Here is a 17,886-nt window from a genome sequence, read left to right as displayed (position 1 = left end):
AGCCGCGCAGCGCTTGGCCTGGGCGGCAAGGGCGGATCGGGCGGATGGGGACTGGGGCCGGCGCCACGTTCCGGCACCGACTTCGAGGCCCCTGCCGCGCCGAGATCGGCAACCAGATCGGCAATATCTGGGCACGCCGATCAATAGCGCTACAGAATCAAAGACTTAGATTCTACAACAGCGGGCAGATGCGGGGTAGTACAGCGCGCGGCGCTGTGGTAGCGCCGCGGCGCGACGACTCATTGCCCTGGCCGTCGCGTACGAGGCCTACGGGGCGGGCGCGTCGCCGGTGTCCGCGCCTTGCCGGAGGCCTGGCGCCACTGGTCCCGTTGCGCGCCGAATGCCGCCCCTTCCGACACCAGCCACGCCTCGATCGCGGCCACCTCGGCTCGCTGTCCCTGGGCCGATACGAAGTGATAGGCGGCCGGGCTCGGCAGATGCAGGCCGAACAGATCGACCAGCCGGCCCGCCTCGAGGTCTTCCAGCACCAGCGCGGTCCGTCCCATCGCGACGCCCTGCCCCGCCAGCGCCGCGCCGATCGCCAGTTGCGACAGGTTGAAGCGCTGGCCCTGCTCCAGATCCTGCACCGTGACGCCGGCCTGCTGCAGCCACGCGGCCCATTCGTCGAACTCGCCGGCGCCGTCCCAGGGGCTGGCGTCGTGCAGCAACAGTTCCCCGCGCAGATCGGCCGGCGAGCGCAGTTCCGGATGCGCGGCGACGAAGGCGGGGCTGGCCACCGGCAGCAGCCATTCGTCGAGGAAGCGCCGCGCATGCACGTCGCGGTACGCCCCGGGATCGAAGCGCACCGCCGCATCGATGCCCTCGCGCAGCATCCGGCCGCGGTCCAGCGCCTGGAATTCGCCATGCACGCGCAGTCCGATGTCGGCATGGTCGCGAAAGAAGCTGCCCATCCTCGGCGTCAGCCAGCGCATCGCGAACGACGGCGAGCACGACAGCGAGACCGGCCCGGCCTCGCCGCGCCGGCGCAACTGGCTCAGCGCACCCGCGATCGCTTCGAACGACTCGCGCAGCACCACGCGCAACCGCTCGCCCTCGGGCGTCGGCATCAGCGCGCGCGGCGTGCGCACGAACAGCGGGCGCCCCAGCCATTGCTCCAGCTGCTTGACCTGCTGGCTGACCGCGCCCTGCGTCACGCACAGCTCCTCGGCGGCGCGGGTAAAGCTGCGGTGGCGCGCAGCGGCTTCGAAGCAGCGCAGCCAGGCCAGCAGCGAGGAAGAGAGCGTCGTTGTCATCGTTGTCACCGTCATCATTAGCTGCACTAATGCGTGGCCGAGCACGAATGATTTGCCGGAATCGGTGCCTGGGAGAACAATGCGGAACAGGCGCCGGCCGAGGGTTGCCTGCCCGATCGCCGCAGAACAACGCCAACCGCGCTCGAATGGCGTTCCCATGCCGACCACCGAAATGAACGACTCCAACCAGAACACCACGTTTTCCCCGCGCGAACACACCCATTCCGCAGCGGCAAGCGCTCCGGTGCCCGCCGCCGATGCCACGCTGCTGGCGGCGCTCGGCGAGGCCCGGCCATGCCTGTGGACCAATCCGCTACTCGCGCCGCAAACCCCGGCCCCAGTCCGCGCAGGCGCGAAGGATATTAGTCTAGCTGATGTCCACGCGGCCCACGCCCGCTTCGAGCGCTTTGCCCCGCTGCTGCAGCGGCTGTTTCCCGAACTGGTGGACAGCGCCGGCGCCATTGAATCGCCGGTGATGCCGGCCGCGGCGCTGGCGTCCGCGATCGGCTTGCCGCCCGGCAGCGGCGCGCTGTGGATCAAGGCCGATCACAGCCTGCCGGTGGCGGGGTCGATCAAGGCGCGCGGCGGCATCCACGAGGTGCTGGAATCCGCCGAACGGCTGGCCGTGCAACATGGACTGGTGACCAACGATGCCGGCCCCGACGACTATCGCCGGCTGGCCGAACCGGCGGCGCGCGCGGTCTTCTCGCGCTACCAGGTCGCGGTGGGCTCGACCGGTAATCTGGGCCTGAGCATCGGCGTGATGGCGTCCGCGCTGGGCTTTCGCGCCGTGGTGCACATGTCGGCCGACGCCAAGCCGTGGAAGAAGGACCGGCTGCGCGCACGCGGCGTCGAGGTGATCGAGCACGAGGGCGACTACCAGCAGGCGGTGGCCGCGGGCCGCGCGCAGGCGCGGCAGGACCCGGCCTGCCACTTCGTCGACGACGAGCGTTCGCTGTCGCTGCTGCTGGGCTACAGCGCGGCGGTGCTGCGGCTCGATGCGCAATTGCGCGAGCATGGCATCGCGCCCGGCGCAAAGCGGCCGCTGTTCGTCTACCTGCCGTGCGGCGTCGGCGGCGCGCCGGCCGGCATCGCCTTCGGCTTGAAGCAGCTGTACGGTCCGCACGCGCACTGCTTCTTTGCCGAGCCGACCCAGTCGCCCTGCTTCCTGGTGCAGATGATCGGCGCCGAGGTCAACGGCGCCGGCGGCAATCCCTCGGTCTACGACTACGGGCTCAGCAATCGCACCGAGGCCGACGGCCTCGCGGTGCCGCGCGCCTCCGAGCTGGCCGCGGCGGCGATGCGCGAACTGCTGTCGGGCGTCTACACCGTGGCCGACGAGCGGCTGTTCCGCGACCTGTACCTGGCCAGGCGCGATGCCGGCATCGAGATCGAGCCTTCGGCCGCCGCCGGCTTCAGCGGACCGGCGATGCTGACAGGCACCGAGGCCGGGCAGGCCTATCTGGCCCGCCATGGCTTGGCCGACGCGATGGGCACCGCCACGCATCTGGTCTGGACCACCGGCGGCCTGTTCGTTCCCCCGGAGGAATACCGGCACTTTCTCGCGCGCGGCGAGGCGCTTGCGGGCTCGTCGGCACGGCAGTAAGGGCCCGAGCAGACCGCGATCGGCTGCAGCCATCGAGCGCAGCCACAGACCGCCGTCACCGAGCGCAGTCACCGAGCGCAGTCACCGAGCGCAGACATTTACGGCGGCCATCGCTGGCAACCATCGAGGGCCGCCACAAAGAGCAAGGGCCGGCGACCATACGATCGCCGGCCCTCACCCTACCCCGCTAAGACAGGCAAGCTACGGTGCGCCCATGACGGGCGCGGGCGTATCAGTCGCCCTTGATGCCGTTGTCCTGGATGACCTTGCCCCACTTCTTGTCGTCGGCGCGCATCCGCGCGGCCAACTGTTCGGGCGGCATATAGGCCGCCACGGTGCCCGCGCCCAGCATCTTCTGCTGGACGGTCGGATCGGCCAGCGCCGCCTTCAGCTCGGCGGACAGCTTCGCGATGATCTCCTTCGGCGTGCCGGCCGGCGCCAGCAGGCCGCCCCAGGCGGTCGCCTCGAAGCCCGGGAAGCCCTGCTCGGCCACGGTCTTGACCTCGGGCGTGAAGCTGACCCGTTTGGCCGAGCCCACCGCGATCGGGCGCAGCTTGCCGGCCTTGATATGCGGCAGCGCGGCGATCATGTCGGAGAACATCATCGGCACCTGGCCGGCGAGCAGGTCGGACATCGCCGGCGCGCTGCCCTTGTACGGCACGTGCTGCACGTCGAAGCTGCCCAGGTTCTGCAGCAGCTCGGTCGACAGATGACCGAAGCTGCCGTTGCCGGCGCTGGTGTAGTTCATCTCGCCCGGCTTGGCCTTGGCCTTGGCGATGTACTGCTGCAGCGTGGTCACGTCGGGCAGCGCGTTCGGATTGACCACCATCACGATCGGCAGATCGTAGGCAGCGCCGATCGGCGCGAAGTCCTTGAACAGGTCGTAGCCCTTGCGGTCGATCAGGTGCGGCGCGATCAGCGTCGGCGTGGCCAGCACCAGCAGCGTATAGCCGTCGGCCGGGCTCTTGGCCACGGTCTCGGCGCCGATGGTGCCCGAGGCGCCGGGGCGGTTGTCGACCACGACCGGCTGCTTCAGCGAATCGCTGAGCTTCTGGCCGATGATGCGGGCGGCGGTATCGGTCGGGCCGCCCGGCGGGAACGGCACCACCAGCCGGATCGGCTTGGCGGGATAGCTGTCGGCGAACGCCTGGGTGGCGCACAGCGGCAGCGAAACGGTCAGCATGGCGGCGCCCAGGCGGCGCGCGAAGGTACGGCGGCTTGTGTTCTGCATGGCAACAAGAGAAACGTCATCCGAAATCGGCGCGATCCGCGTCGGGCGCGCCGGCGACACAGGTAACGCTTGGCAACTCGCATGGCAGCCCGCGGGCCCCTGGAGCGCAAATCGATCCCGTCATTTCCAGTCGAAACAAGGCGTGGTTGGTCTCCTTGGTGTACAGCGTGGCCGGTGGTCCGGCCTTGTCGTTGTCGTGGAGGAAGGGCGGTCGATGCTCCGCCCCGCGAATCGGTCTCTGAGTCAATGGCGCGTTGGCGCCCGTTGGCACGCGTTATTGCGCTTCAGCCCGCCGTGGCGATCGAAAACGGTCCCGGCCGGAACAGGCAGGCGTCCATCGGGCGCAGATCCAGCGCGACCGCGATCGGCGTCGCACACTGCGCCAGCACATCGCGCTGCAGGTCCACGCCGGGTGCGATCTCGATCAGCGTCAGGCGGGCTTCCCCGTTGGCGTCGGCACGCATCTCGAACACCGCGCGCTCGGTGATGTACAGCACCGGCACGCCCAGCGAGGCCACGTATGGCCCGTTGAAGCTCAGGTGCGAGACCTCGGGCACGATCTTCCTGACGCGGCCCTCGCGCGCGATCTGCAACTGGCCGCCCTCGGCGCGGACCTCGAGTCCGCCGGCCGTCAGCGTGCCGATGAAGACCACGGCCTTGGCGCTCTGCGTGATGTTGATGAAGCCGCCGACGCCGGCGATCAGCGCCTGCGCGCCCTCGCCGAACTTGCTGACGTTGACGTTGCCGTGGCCGTCGAGTTCGGCCAGGCCGAGGATGGCCAGATCGATGCCGCCGCCCTCGTAGAAATCGAATTGCGAGGGCTGGTCGATCACCGCCTCGGGATAGGCCGACGCGCCGAAGCTCAGGCCGTCGGCCGGCGTGCCGCCGATCGGGCCGGCCTCGACGGTCAGCGTGAAGCCGTCCAGCCCCGCCTGTTCGGCCAGCATGCCGACCGCGGCCGGCATGCCGACGCCCAGATTGACCACGCGCGGCCGGCGCCTGGCGAGCTCCAGCACGGCACGGCGCTGCGCGATGGTGCGGGCGTCGAGCGCCGCGGGCGCCGGGTCGGGATCGGGCACCACGCGCGCATCGGCGTCGACACGGGCCGGCGCTGCATCGTTCGCCGCATTCTTCGCCGCCGACTCGCCGCGCCACGGCGTCACGTAGGCCGGGTTGAAGCGCTCGGCGAACGTCATCTGATGATGGGCCGGGTCCTCGCTGACCACCACGTAGTCGACCAGGATGCCCGGCACATGGATGGCCTGCAGGTTGTCGTGATGGTCGACCAGCTGCTCGACCTGCGCGATCACGATGCCGCCGGAGTTGTGCGCGGCCTGCGCCATCGCCAGCAGCTCGTGGTGGAAGGCTTCGCGATGCGTGCTCAGGTTGCCGCGCGGGTCGGCCGCGGTGCAGCGGATCAGCGCGCAATGGATCGGGAAGCTCGGATAGAACAGGTAGTCGTCGCCGCGGAAGGACACCGCCTCGACCCAGTTGGCGCGGCCCGCGGCGATCGCCTCGCGGGCGCGCCCGTTGACGGCGCCGCCGTGGTAGCGCGGATCGCGCTCGCTGCGCGGATCGACGAAGGTGTGCAGGCCGATCTTGGTCATCACGCCGGGCTTGCCGCCGGCGATCGCGCGGTACAGGTGCGTCAGCACGCCCTGCGGCAGGTTGTAGCCCTCGCACTGCTCGGCCATCGCCAGGTCGGCGAGCCGGGTCGCAGAGCGCCAGTGACCGCCGACGATCGACGCGGTCATGCCCGCATTGCCGAAGTGATTGACGCCGCGTGCGCCGCGGTCGCCCTGCCCGGCCGAATAGACCAGCGTCAGGTCGCGCGGCAGGCCGCTCTGCAGAAAGCGCCGCTCGAGCGCCTCGGTCACCGCCTCGGCATGGCCGGCCCCGACGAAGCCGGCGCTTGCCACCGTCCATCGGTCCTGTACCAGCGCCGCCGCCTGGTGCGCGGTGATCACCTTCATGCTGTCTCCTGATGCTGCGGCACGTCCGCCGATGCGGGTGCCGCTGTCGCCGCCGGCGCCCGGCATCGGAGCGCGCTTGTTGGCGTAAAAATCGGGCGTAAAAATCGGGCGCAAAAATCGGGGTTGCGTTTTCGCGAACATTTGTTCGCGGAACGCCGTATCATACGGACGACCTGCCGAGTCGCGCAAGTCCGAAGTCGGCACTAAAATCGCCGCAACTCCACCGCGACGTATATTCCACGTCACTTCAACGCTTCCTCCAGGACCCACGCCATGCCCGAAGCCGAGGCGCCGACGCAGAAGAAGGATGAGTTGCTCGACTCCCTGAACAAGGGGCTGGCGCTGCTGCGGCTGTTCGCCAGCGGCGTCGAGAGCCTGACGATGCAGGACGTCGCGGACCGGCTCGATGTCACCCGCGCAGCGGCGCGCCGGCTGCTGTTGACGCTGCACCACAACGGCTATCTGGCGCAGAACGGCCGGCAGTTCTCGCTGACGCCGCGCGTGATGGAGCTTGGCTACGCCTATTTCGCCTCGATGAGCCTGCCGCGGCTGGCCCAGCCGCATTTGCGCGCGCTGGCGAGCCGCTGCGGCGAGACGTGTTCGGTCGGCATGCTGGACGACGACGCCGTGGTGCTGGTCGCGCGCGAGGAGCCGCGCCAGATCCTGCGCGTGGACATGGCGATCGGCCGGCGCATGCCGGCGTACGCGCATTCGCTGGGCCGCGTGTTGCTGGCGGGACTCGACGACGAAGCGCTGGAGCGCTACCTGGCGCACGCCGAGCTGCGCAAGCTGACGCCGTTCACGATCGATTCGCGCGAGGCGCTGCGCGCCACGCTGGCGCAGGTGCGCGAGGACGGCCATTGCGTGCTGGTCAGCGAGCTGGTCGACGGCTTCGCCGGCATCTCGGTGCCGCTGCACGACCAGGCCGGCAAGGTGGTCGCCGGCCTGGGCTTCAGCATGGTGCTCGGCAGCCGCAATGCCGGCACGCTGGTCGAGCGCTACCTGTCGCCGCTGCGCGAGGCGGCCGCGGCGATCGAGGCAGTGCTGCGCGCCCGCTGAGCGCGCAACGCCCACCGGCCGGATTCGGGCTCAACACAAAAAAAGCCCCGCAAGCCGGGGAGCTGCGGGGCACAGTGGTAGCGGGGCCGACATGCATTCGGGCCCACGGCCGCTATCTTGCTCAAGGTTTGGCCCGCGCACATCACCCGCCTGTAGGGTTGATCGGCATCTTCGCTACCATTCGGCCTTTGAACAGCACCACGGCGGATCGGGCATGGAACTCAGACAACTGCGCTACTTCGTCTCCGTGGTGCAGCACGGCAGCATGGGCAAGGCGGCGCTCGAACTGGGCGTCGTCACCTCGGCGCTGAGCCAGCAGATCAGCCGGCTCGAGAGCGAGCTGTCGACGCGGCTGCTGCAGCGGACCTCCAGCGGCGTGCTGCCCACCGATGCCGGCCTCGCCTTCTGGCGCCAGGCGCAACTGGCGCTGCGGCATATCGACGACGCCGCCGAGGCCGCGCGGCATGCGCGCCTGTCCGGCCATGTCAGCGTCGGGCTGGCGCCGACCACCGCCAGCGTGCTCGGCCTGCCCTTCATGCGCGCGATGGCCGAGCGCTACCCCGACGTGCGGCTGCGCATGGTCGAAAGCCTGTCGGGCTATCTGGCCGCGATGCTGAACGCGCGCCAGATCGATCTGGCGATGCTGTTCAACGACGAACCCGCGCAGCGCTGGACCGTGCAGCCGCTGCTCGACGAACGGCTGTTCGTGATCGGCGTGCGCTCCCTCGCCGGCATGCCCGACGGCGAAGGCGTGGCGATGGCCTCGCTGGCCGGCCTGCCGCTGGTGCTGCCGAGCGGCACGCATGGACTGCGCGCGCTGGTGACCAGCTGCTTCCATGACGCCAAGGCGCAGCCACGCATCGTCGCCGAGGTCGACGGGCTGGCGGTGCTGATGGACGCCGTGCAGGGCGGCCTCGCCGCGACGATCCAGCCCGGCGCGGCGCTGGCGCGCACCCACAGCGACCGGCTGGCCAGCGTGCCGCTGCTCGACGAGCGCGCGGTCCGGCCGAACCTGCTGGTCAGCCTGAACGACGACGAACTGTCGCCCGCCGCGCTGGCCGCGCGCGTGGTGCTGACCGATGTCGCGCGCACGCTGGTGCGCGAAGGGAAATGGCCGGGTGCGACGCTGCGCGACGGCGCGGCCGGCACAGTTCACGACGGCGGCGTTGCCACGGGCTGAAAGCGCCGCCGATCTCAATTCAAATATACTGAACAACTTCTTCGCAAACCGGCCGGCTCTGCGGTTTCCTTGGTCCGTATAGTTCACCCCATCGCAGCACGACACCGAAACGAAGCGCGCCGCGACGGATTCAACGAATTTCACAAAAACTGACCAAAGGAACCACCATGTCGAACCCGAAGCTCGAAGTCCTGACCCCGCAAAACAGCCAGCTGATCATCATCGACCACCAGCCGCAGATGGCCTTCGGCGTGCAGTCGATGGACCGCCAGCTGATGAAGAACAATGTGGTGGGCCTGGCCAAGGCCGCGAAGATCTTCGAGATTCCGACCGTCATCACCACGGTCGAGAGCGAATCGTTCTCGGGCTACACCTATCCGGAACTGCTCGATGTGTTCCCGAACGAGAAGACGCTCGAGCGGACCTCGATGAACTCGTGGGACGACCAGAAGGTGCGCGACGCGCTGGCCGCCAACGGCCGCAGGAAGGTGGTCGTGGCCGGGCTGTGGACCGAGGTCTGCAACACCACGTTTGCGCTGAGTGCGATGCTGGAAGGCGACTACGAGATCTACATGGTGGCGGACGCATCGGGCGGCACCTCGAAGGACGCGCATGATTACGCGATGCAGCGGATGATCCAGGCCGGCGTGGTGCCGGTGACCTGGCAGCAGGTCGCACTGGAATGGCAACGCGACTGGGCGCGCCGCGGCACCTACGACGCGGTGATCGGCATGGCGCAGCAGCATTCGGGCGCCTACGGCATGGGCATCGACTACGCCTACACGATGGTCCACAAGGCCGCGCAGCGCACCGCCACGCCGCACGAGTCGATCGCGCCGGTGGCGGCGAACTGAACGACTGAACGACTGAACCGACGCGACGCCGCGCCGGCGGCTGGAACAGTCAGAACAACCCCAACTGCCGGCTGACCACGTTGTCGAAGGCGTCGCCGACAAAGGGCAGGATCGCGTCGGCGACCGGCTGCAGCTGCCGGGTCAGATAGTGGTCGTAGTCGATCGGGGCCCGCCGCACTTCCAGCGGTTCCGGGCCCGCGATCGTCATCACGTACTGGATCCACGCGCCCTGCCGGTATTGCAGCGGCCGGCCTCGCTCACGGTTGAAGTCGTCGGCGACGCGCGCCGCGCGCACATGCGGCGGCACATTGCGCTGATAGTCGTCCAGCTGCCGGCGCAGGCGCTTGCGATAGACCAGCAGCGCATCGAGCTCGCCGCGCAGCAGCCTGGCGACGTAATCGCGGACGTAGTCCGCATACGGCTCGCCCTGGAACACACGCCGATACAGCTCCTGCTGGAACGCCTGCGCCAGCGGCGACCAGTCGGTGCGTACCGCCTCCAACCCCTTGAACACCATTTGCTCGCTGCCGTCGGCACCACGCACCAGGCCCGCATAGCGCTTCTTGCTGCCGTCCTCGGCGCCGCGCACCGTCGGCATCAGGAAGCGCCGGTAGTGGGTCTCGTACTGGATCTCCAGCGTGCTGTCGAGGCCGTACTGCCGACGCAGATGCTCGCGCCACCAGCCGTTGATGTGCGCGACCAGCTCGCGCCCGATGCGGTCCGCCTCGTCGTCAGCATGACGGCGGCCGAGCGCGACGAAGGTCGAATCGGTATCGCCGTAGATCACGGTATAGCCGCGCCCCTCGACCAGCTCGCGCGTCCTGCGCATGATCTCGTGGCCGCGCATCGTGATCGACGACGCCAGCCGCGCGTCGAAGAAGCGGCAGCCCGTCGAACCCAGCACGCCGTAGAACGCGTTCATGATGATCTTCAGCGCCTGCGACAGCGGCTTGTTGCCGTCGCGCTTGGCGGCGTCACGGCCCTGCCAGATCTCGGCGACGATGGCCGGCAGCGCGTGGCTGTCGCGCGAGAAGCGCGCGCCGCGAAAGCCGGGCACCGTGGCCGCCGGGTCGTCGCTGTGCATACCCTCGACCAGCCCGACCGGATCGATCAGGAAGGTGCGGATGATCGACGGATACAGGCTCTTGTAGTCGAGCACCAGCACCGAGTCGTACAGCCCGGGGCGCGAGTCCATCACGAAGCCGCCGGGACTGGCCTGCTCCGGCTGGTCGCCGAGGTTCGGCGCCACATAGCCGAGCCGGTGCATGCGCGGCAGGTACAGGTGCGTGAAGGCGGCCACCGAGCCGCCGCTGCGATCGGCCTCCAGGCCGGTGACGGTGGCGCGGTCCAGCAGGAACTGGAGCAGCTCGGCCTTTTCGAAGATGCGCGTGACCAACTCGCAGTCCTTCAGGTTGTAGCGCGCCAGCGCCGGCTTGTCGGTCGCGAACATGCGGTCGATCGCGTCCATCCGGTCGTAGGGATCGTCGATGTCCTTGCCCTCGCCCAGCAGCGAGCGCGCGACGAACTCCAGGCTGAACGAGGCGAAGCTCCAGGTCGCCGACCGCATCGCCTCGATGCCGTCGATGATCAGCCGGCCCGGCAGCGCGGCGAAGTAATGGTGCTCGCGCGTGCCGTGCTGCCGCCATTCGAGTGGCGCGCCGCCGCGGCCCAGGCGCAGCGGCACCTTCAACTGCTCGGCATGCTGGCGCAGCACGCGCAGGTCGAACTGCACCAGGTTCCAGCCGATGATCGCGTCGGGGTCGTGCCGGTCGAACCATTCGATCAGCCGGTGCAGCATGTCGGCGGGGCTGTCGCAGTATTCGAGATGATGGCTTGGCGAGCGCCCCTGCCCTCTCCCCTGCCCCTCTCCCGCAAGCGGGAGAGGGGATAGGAATGGTTCGCCCTGTCCGCGTTGTTCGCTCGCTCTTCCCTGCCCCTCTCCTGCAAGCGGGAGAGAGGAGAGGACGGGTTCGCTTTGTTCGCGCTGTTCGCTCCCTCTCCCCCTCAGGGGGAGAGGGTTGGGGAAAGGGGGCGGTGTCGAAGCGCCGGCATCGTTGCTATCGTCGTGCGGATCGCCGTCCGTCGGCGGGCCCAGCATCAGCACCGTGCGGTCGCCGCAGCCTTCCAGCGCGATCGAATAGAGATCGCCCTGCATGCTGGTCTCGATATCGAGCGACACGCAGCGCAGCCGCGGGCGATAGCTGGCGGCCGGCTTGATCTGCACGTCGACCAGCGCGCCGTCCGCGTCCGGCCGACCGGAAAACTGTACCGGCGCGGTGATGAAGCGCTCCATCAGATAGCGCTCCGGCGGGCGGATGTCGGCCTCGTAGACGTCGATGCCGGCCTGCCGCAGCGTCTTCTCGATGCGCAGCAGCTGACGGTAGTGGCGGCAATAGACGCCGATGACCGGCCGCAGCCTGAAGTCCTTCAACGCCAGGGCCTTCACTTCCGCCTGCGGCTCGCCGCTCAGCAGCGCCTCGACGCGCGGGCGCTGCTCCTCGGGGACAAAGGCGACGCACGGCTGCGGCGGCAGGCGCAGGCGCCGCGGACCGTCATCGGTGGCCAGCCAGATCTCGATCTCGGTGCCGGCCGGCGTGTCGTGCCAATGGCGGGTCAGGATGAAGCCGTGCTGCGGCGGGGCCACGGTGGGGTGTCGGGAAACGTTCGAGGATGCGGGCATCTGCGGCGCGGGCGGCCGGCAGTCGGCGGCGAGTCTACCATGGGGCTTCGCCGCTCATTGGCCCGCTCATTGGTCCGCTCATTGGCAGGTTCACCTGCCGACGAGCGCGGCCATCGTCAAATGCGCCACCACATGCGCGATAATCGCCGCCTCAAGGCCGTAGCGCCAGAACAGCAAGCCGGCGATCAGCCCGAAGGCCGCGTTGGCCGCCGTCAGATGCAGCACCACCGGCCACGCCAGCGGTCCGGCGAGCGCTGCGGCCGCGGGCAGATGCGCGAGCCCGAACACCAGCGCGCTGATCGCGATGGCCATCGATACCAGCACCGGACCCGGCGTGCCGGCGCCTCGCTGCAGCCCCCACCACAGCATCCACACCAGCAGGCTCATCAAGCCCCAGCGCACCAGCACTTCCTCGGTCACGCCGCCGTAAAGCAGCCGCACGGCCAACGGCATCGACACGTTGTGGACCGGTGCCGCCGCTTGCGGCGCCGTGGCAATCAAGGCCCACAGCAGCACGCCCGCAAGCAGGCCGCCGAGCAGGCCCGGCAAGCACTGCGGACGCAGCGCGCGCCACGGCGCCCCGCCTGACGCGAGCGCCGCGATGGCGGGCGCCCGCAGCCCGACCTTGCCGGCCAGCCTCGCCCCGACGAACGCCGCCAGCGCGAGCAACAGCGCGCTCTGCACGCCGCTGGCCAGGCCGACCGCCCACATCGGCACCGGAAGGCGCTGGTGCTGCAGCAGCACGGGCACGCCGAGCCAGACCATGGCGATCACGCCGGGAAGGCCGGCGCACCAGGTCAGCAGGAACAGGCGGCGGGTCGGATTGCGCGCCGGAAGCGGCTTGGTGTCGATGGCTTGCGTCTGCATTGTTCTTGTGGAATCTGCCAACGGTGGTGGTAACGGATTGGCCAGCCGATTGGCTACCGGATCTGCTCGTACTCGTAGGCGCCGAGGATGTAGTCGTTCAAATACCCGCCCTTCGACGAGGCATCCATGAAATCGCGATGGACGCTGGCCGGGACGCCGAAGTAGCGATAGAGATTGCCGCTGACGAATTCGACGAAGAGCTTGCGCCCTTGGTAGTCGTAGCCGATCGCGGCCACGACGGACGATTCGACGGGTTCGAGATGCATGGCTGCGGTCCTCGTGCAGGCCTGAAGCGCAAACAAAAAGGGGTTACGTTCGCACGTAACCCCTTTTTACTACAGTGGTGGGCCTCCCGTGAGTCGAACACGGCACCAACGGATTATGAGTCCGCTGCTCTAACCAGGCATGAGCTAGAGGCCCGGAAGCGTTCAGCTGCCTTCCAGGAAGCTCTTCAGCTTGTCGGAGCGGCTCGGGTGACGCAGCTTGCGCAGTGCCTTGGCCTCGATCTGACGGATCCGTTCACGGGTGACGTCGAACTGCTTGCCGACCTCTTCCAGCGTGTGGTCGGTGCTCATTTCGATGCCGAAGCGCATGCGCAGCACCTTGGCTTCGCGCGGCGTCAGCGAGTCGAGCACGTCCTTGACCACGTCGCGCATCGAGCCGTGCAGCGCGGCCTCGGCGGGCGCCAGCGTGTTGGTGTCCTCGATGAAGTCGCCCAGATGGGAATCGTCGTCGTCGCCGATCGGCGTTTCCATCGAGATCGGCTCCTTGGCGATCTTCATGATCTTGCGGATCTTGTCCTCGGGCATCTCCATCTTCTCGGCCAGCGTCGCCGGATCCGGCTCGTTGCCGGTTTCCTGCAGGATCTGGCGCGAGATGCGGTTCATCTTGTTGATCGTTTCGATCATGTGCACCGGGATACGGATGGTGCGCGCCTGATCGGCGATCGAACGCGTGATGGCCTGACGGATCCACCAGGTCGCGTAGGTCGAGAACTTGTAGCCGCGGCGATATTCGAACTTGTCCACCGCCTTCATCAGGCCGATGTTGCCTTCCTGGATCAGGTCGAGGAACTGCAGGCCGCGGTTGGTGTACTTCTTGGCGATCGAGATCACCAGACGCAGGTTGGCCTCGGTCATCTCGCGCTTGGCCTCGCGGGCGCGCTTCTCGCCCTCGGACATCTTGCGGTTGACTTCCTTCAGTTCCTTCAACGGCAGCACCACGCGCGCCTGCAGGTCGATCAGCTTCTGCTGCAGCTCGTGCACGGCCGGCACGTTGCGCTCGACGATCGTGCTGTACGGCTTGTTGTCGGCGACGACCGTGTGGATCCAGTCCAGGTTGGTCTCGTTGCCCGGGAAGCGGGCCACGAAGTCGGCGCGCGGCATGCCGCACTTGTCGACCACGATATTCAGGATCGCGCGCTCGAGCTTGCGCACTTCGTCGACCTGGCCGCGCAGCGTGTCGCACAGGCGTTCGACGTTGCGGGCGGTGAAGCGGATGCCCATCAGCTCGTTCTGGATCGCTTCCTGCGCCTTGATGTAAGGCTTGGACTTGTAGCCTTCCTTCTCGAAGGCGCGGCGCATCTTGTCGAACTGGTCGGCGATCACGCGGAATTTTTCCAGCGCGGCAACCTTGAGCTCTTCCAGCTGGCGTGCCGAGGCACCGCCGCCGGCGGCGTCGTCATCGTCTTCCTCGTCGGCTTCCTCGTCGTCCGATTCCAGTTCCTCGTCGTCCGAGGCAGCGGCGGCCGCCGGCGTCACGCCGACTTCCTCGACCGCTTCCTCGGCGTTCGGATCGATCAGGCCGTCGACGAACTCGTCGATCTTGATCTCGTCATTGGCCACGCGCTCGGCGTGCGCCAGGATCTCGGAGATCGTGACCGGGCAGGCCGAGATCGCCATCACCATGTCCTTCAGGCCAGCCTCGATCCGCTTGGCGATCTCGATTTCGCCTTCGCGGGTCAGCAGCTCGACGGTACCCATCTCGCGCATGTACATGCGGACCGGGTCGGTGGTGCGGCCGAATTCGGAGTCGACCGTCGACAGCGCGGCTTCGGCCTCTTCCTCGGCCTCTTCCTCGCTGGTGGCGGACGGGGCATTGTCGTTGAGCAGCAGCGTCTCGGCGTCCGGCGCCTGCTCGTAGACGGCGATGCCGATGTCGTTCAGCGTCGCGACCAGCGTGTCGATCGTTTCCGAATCGACCATGTCGTCCGGCAGGTGATCGTTGATCTCGGCGTAGGTCAGGTAGCCGCGCGACTTGCCCAGCTTGATCAGCGCCTTGAGCTTCTGGCGGCGCGCCTCGAGCTCTTCCTCGGTGCCCTGCTGGGCCGAGGCGAACTCCTTGAGCAGCGCCTTTTCCTTGGCCTTGCGGTCCTTGGCCTTCTGCTTCTCGGTCTTCGGGGCGGCCGCCGGCGCGGCGGCTCGCGTGTCGTCTTCGTAAAGCTCGTCGTTCACGTCGTCAGTATGGCTGTCGTCTTGCAGCATCTCGGCCTTGGGCTTGCGGCCGCGCTTCTTCGGCTCCGGCGCGACGGCCGCAGCGGGACGCTGGGATGCTACGGGTGCGGAGGTGGCGGCGCGCGCCTTGGACGCCGCCGCGGTGGCGCCGGACTTGGCGCTGGCGGTCTTGGCGCCGGCGGCTGCCGTTCGCTTGCTCTCGACTTCGGTGTTCTGCTGTTTCGCCACGGGGATACTCTTGCCTTTAACAGGTTCGGACGCGGCACGTTTGCCGCCCGCTGTTGCCGTATGCGCGCTTGCGCTCGCGCTTGCATTGGCGTTCTTGCCGCTCTCGCGTGCCGAAGTCGAGGGCTGTTTCTCGGATGCGCGGGTTCTGGTGGGTGTCGTCGTTGCGGCCGCCTTGGCGGGACGCGCTGACTTGGCTGGCGCAGACCTGGCTTGCGTCGCAGATCGCGTGGCGGGCTTTTCCGCCGCGGCTTGCATCGACGCCTTGCCGCTCCCCGCTCGGGGAGCCTTAGTGGAAACCTTTTCGGTTGCTTTGGCCTTTGCCATTGGCACGCTCACTTTCACCAGAACTGGAGAGAAAGATTTCGCAATCCAAACCGGCTATTGTAGCACGTCGCCACTAGCCGGCCTTCCCGACAGGTGAGGTTTTCACCTGAAAAATCAAGGCTTAAGCCCAAAACCAACGGACTTTGCCTTGTTTATGCTGTCCTTCTGCCACCTGGCCGCGTACCTGTTTCCGGTATGGCGGCCGAATTCCGTTTTTTCAACCAAGGCGCTTGCGCCGGTGGATCTCCGCGATCAGCCAGCGCATGCGCGTCTTGCCCGCCTCGTCGGCCGTGCCGTTCTCGACCGCCGACTGCAACTGCGCCAACTCCCGCTGCAGCGGCTCGACCAGCAGCTTGGCGATCGCCGCGTCGAATTCCAGCGTCGCCGGCTCCTCGTCGATGTCCTCGCGCAGCACGCCGGCGCGCACATTGGCATAGACGTCGGCGAACGGCGACTGCGCCAGCTGCTCGCTGAAGGCGGCGAAGTTGACCTCGCCCTGCAAGGCGTCGCAGCTGGCGACCAGATGGGCCAGCACTTCGGAGCCGCCGGCCTCGGCATCGAGCAGCAGCGCGCGCGCATCGTCGTCGAGCCGCGCCGACAGCGCCGGATAGCGCATCAGCAGTTGCAGCACGCGCTGCTCCAGCCCTGCGGGCGCCTGGCGCCGCGCCCGCGCGCGCGGCTGGGCGAAGCGGCCGACGCGCGCGGCATCGCTGCCCAGGCCGCACACCGCCTCGATCTCGGCCGGCGTGGTGCCGGTGGCCTCGGCCAGCTCGCGCACGATCTGCAGGCGCAGGCCGCCGGGCGGCATCGCCTTGAGCAGCGGCTTGGCCTCGTACTGCGCACGCGCACGGCCTTCTGGCTGCCGCAGGTCCTGCTCCTCGGTCACGCATTGCAGCAGGAAGCGCGACAGCGGCATCGCATCGCGCACCTGCGCGGCGAAGGCCTCGGTGCCTTCCTCGCGGACGTAGCTGTCGGGGTCGTGCTCGGCGGGCAGGAACAGGAAGCGGATGGTCTTGTTGTCGGCGACATAGGGCAGGCACGCCTCCAGCGCGCGGCGCGCGGCACGGCGCCCGGCGGCATCGCCGTCGAACGAGAACACCACCGCGTCGGTCTGGCGCAGCAGCTTCTGCACATGCACGGGCGTGCAGGCGGTGCCCAGCGTGGCCACCGCATTGGCAAAGCCCAGTTGCGCCAGCGCCACCACGTCCATATACCCTTCGACCACCAGCACATAGCCGGTTTCCCGGATCGCATGCCGCGCCTCGAACAGCCCGTACAGCTCGGTGCCCTTGCTGAACAGCGGCGTTTCGGGCGAGTTCAGGTACTTGGGCTCGCCCTGCCCCATCACGCGGCCACCAAAGCCGATCACCTGCCCCTTGGTATTGCGGATCGGGAACATGATGCGGTCGCGAAAGCGGTCGTAGCGGCGCGGCTTGCCGTCGGCATCGCGCTTTTCGCTCTCGATCAGCAGGCCGGCCTCGATCAGCGGCCCCGCGATCGCGTCGTCGCGATAGCTGCCGAACACCGACTCCAGCCCCTGCCAGTCGTCCGGGGCATAGCCGAGGCCGAACTGCGCGGCAATCCCGCCGGTCAGGCCGCGGCCCTTCAGGTACTGGATCGCCCCGGGCGCTCCGCGCAGCTGGCGCCGATAGAACTCGCTGGCCCGCGTCATCGCGTCGGACAGCGCCAGCGACTTCGCCTGCTGTTCGGCACGCTGGGCCGGCGGCAATCGGTCGCGCTCCTCGGGCACCGACAGGCCGACCGACTGCGCCAGTTCGCGCACCGCGTCGGGATAGCTCTGCCCGGAATATTCCATCAGGAAGCCGATGGCCGACCCATGCGCGCCGCAGCCGAAGCAATGGTAGAACTGCTTGGCCGGCGACACTGTGAACGATGGTGACTTCTCGTTATGGAAGGGGCACAGCCCCATGAAGTTGGCGCCACCCTTCTTCAGCTGGACATACTTGCCCACCACATCGACGATGTCGACGCGGTTCAGCAGGTCCTGAATGAAGGATTGCGGAATCACCCGGTTGGCCGTCCTGACGACGCGGCCGCCGCAAACTTCGGGCGGCCCTTGTAGAAATGCAAGCCGGGCGGTGTCTCACCCGGCGAAGAGTGAAATTATTGTAGTGCGTCGATCGCAGCTTGCCAGAAATTTGTGACTGTATTGCCACT

General features: G+C 68.2%; 12 protein-coding genes and 1 tRNA gene. 4 read left to right on the top strand and 9 right to left on the bottom strand.

The window, feature by feature from the left end; genetic code table 11:
- Positions 1 to 239: 239 nt before the first annotated feature.
- Positions 240 to 1,253 carry a LysR substrate-binding domain-containing protein gene (locus M1D55_RS14090; RefSeq protein ID WP_456282428.1) on the bottom strand — a complete coding sequence of 338 codons (1,014 nt, stop codon included), beginning with the start codon at positions 1,251 to 1,253 and terminating at the stop codon, positions 240 to 242.
- Positions 1,254 to 1,410: 157 nt separating this feature from the next.
- Between M1D55_RS14090 and M1D55_RS14085 the strand changes: the two genes are divergently transcribed.
- Entirely contained in the window at positions 1,411 to 2,859 is a 1,449-nt protein-coding gene (locus M1D55_RS14085) for a D-serine ammonia-lyase (RefSeq protein ID WP_456282427.1), read from the top strand.
- A 232-nt stretch (positions 2,860 to 3,091) separates the two neighbouring features.
- On the opposite strand, the gene M1D55_RS14080 is transcribed toward M1D55_RS14085, so the two are convergent.
- Positions 3,092 to 4,090: a Bug family tripartite tricarboxylate transporter substrate binding protein gene (locus M1D55_RS14080; RefSeq protein WP_456282426.1), complete on the bottom strand. Its 999-nt coding sequence runs from the start codon at positions 4,088 to 4,090 to the stop codon at positions 3,092 to 3,094.
- 284 nt (positions 4,091 to 4,374) lie between these two features.
- A complete protein-coding gene (locus M1D55_RS14075) occupies positions 4,375 to 6,063 on the bottom strand; it encodes an acyl CoA:acetate/3-ketoacid CoA transferase (RefSeq protein ID WP_064575884.1) in 1,689 nt (562 codons plus the stop codon).
- Between the two features lie 273 nt (positions 6,064 to 6,336).
- Between M1D55_RS14075 and M1D55_RS14070 the strand changes: the two genes are divergently transcribed.
- The 3 genes from M1D55_RS14070 (at position 6,337) to M1D55_RS14060 (ending at position 9,156) form a co-directional block, all read left to right on the top strand.
- Positions 6,337 to 7,122, top strand: coding sequence for an IclR family transcriptional regulator domain-containing protein (locus tag M1D55_RS14070; RefSeq protein WP_064575881.1), 786 nt, complete (start codon positions 6,337 to 6,339; stop codon positions 7,120 to 7,122).
- A 214-nt stretch (positions 7,123 to 7,336) separates the two neighbouring features.
- Positions 7,337 to 8,302, top strand: coding sequence for a LysR family transcriptional regulator (locus tag M1D55_RS14065; protein WP_456282425.1), 966 nt, complete (start codon positions 7,337 to 7,339; stop codon positions 8,300 to 8,302).
- Between the two features lie 167 nt (positions 8,303 to 8,469).
- A complete protein-coding gene (locus tag M1D55_RS14060; protein ID WP_456282424.1) occupies positions 8,470 to 9,156 on the top strand; it encodes a hydrolase in 687 nt (228 codons plus the stop codon).
- 49 nt (positions 9,157 to 9,205) lie between these two features.
- On the opposite strand, the gene M1D55_RS14055 is transcribed toward M1D55_RS14060, so the two are convergent.
- From M1D55_RS14055 to dnaG, 6 genes are all read right to left on the bottom strand, one after another.
- The gene (locus M1D55_RS14055) at positions 9,206 to 11,836 is read right to left on the bottom strand and encodes a DNA polymerase II (protein WP_456282423.1); all 2,631 of its coding nucleotides are present in this window, start codon (positions 11,834 to 11,836) and stop codon (positions 9,206 to 9,208) included.
- A 90-nt stretch (positions 11,837 to 11,926) separates the two neighbouring features.
- On the bottom strand, positions 11,927 to 12,703 hold the full coding sequence (locus M1D55_RS14050) for a CPBP family glutamic-type intramembrane protease (RefSeq protein WP_456282422.1): 777 nt from the start codon (positions 12,701 to 12,703) through the stop codon (positions 11,927 to 11,929).
- A gap of 53 nt (positions 12,704 to 12,756) precedes the next feature.
- Positions 12,757 to 12,969: a KTSC domain-containing protein gene (locus M1D55_RS14045; RefSeq protein WP_006578331.1), complete on the bottom strand. Its 213-nt coding sequence runs from the start codon at positions 12,967 to 12,969 to the stop codon at positions 12,757 to 12,759.
- A gap of 75 nt (positions 12,970 to 13,044) precedes the next feature.
- A tRNA-Ile gene (locus tag M1D55_RS14040) sits at positions 13,045 to 13,123 on the bottom strand.
- Between the two features lie 8 nt (positions 13,124 to 13,131).
- On the bottom strand, positions 13,132 to 15,639 hold the full coding sequence (gene rpoD, locus M1D55_RS14035) for an RNA polymerase sigma factor RpoD (protein ID WP_082928510.1): 2,508 nt from the start codon (positions 15,637 to 15,639) through the stop codon (positions 13,132 to 13,134).
- A gap of 286 nt (positions 15,640 to 15,925) precedes the next feature.
- Entirely contained in the window at positions 15,926 to 17,737 is a 1,812-nt protein-coding gene (dnaG, locus tag M1D55_RS14030; RefSeq protein WP_064575875.1) for a DNA primase, read from the bottom strand.
- Positions 17,738 to 17,886: the final 149 nt, after the last annotated feature.

This window comes from Cupriavidus sp. JZ107, assembly GCF_053903255.1.
Note: the sequence above shows the minus strand (reverse complement) of the source record. Positions and strands in the feature narration are given on the sequence as shown.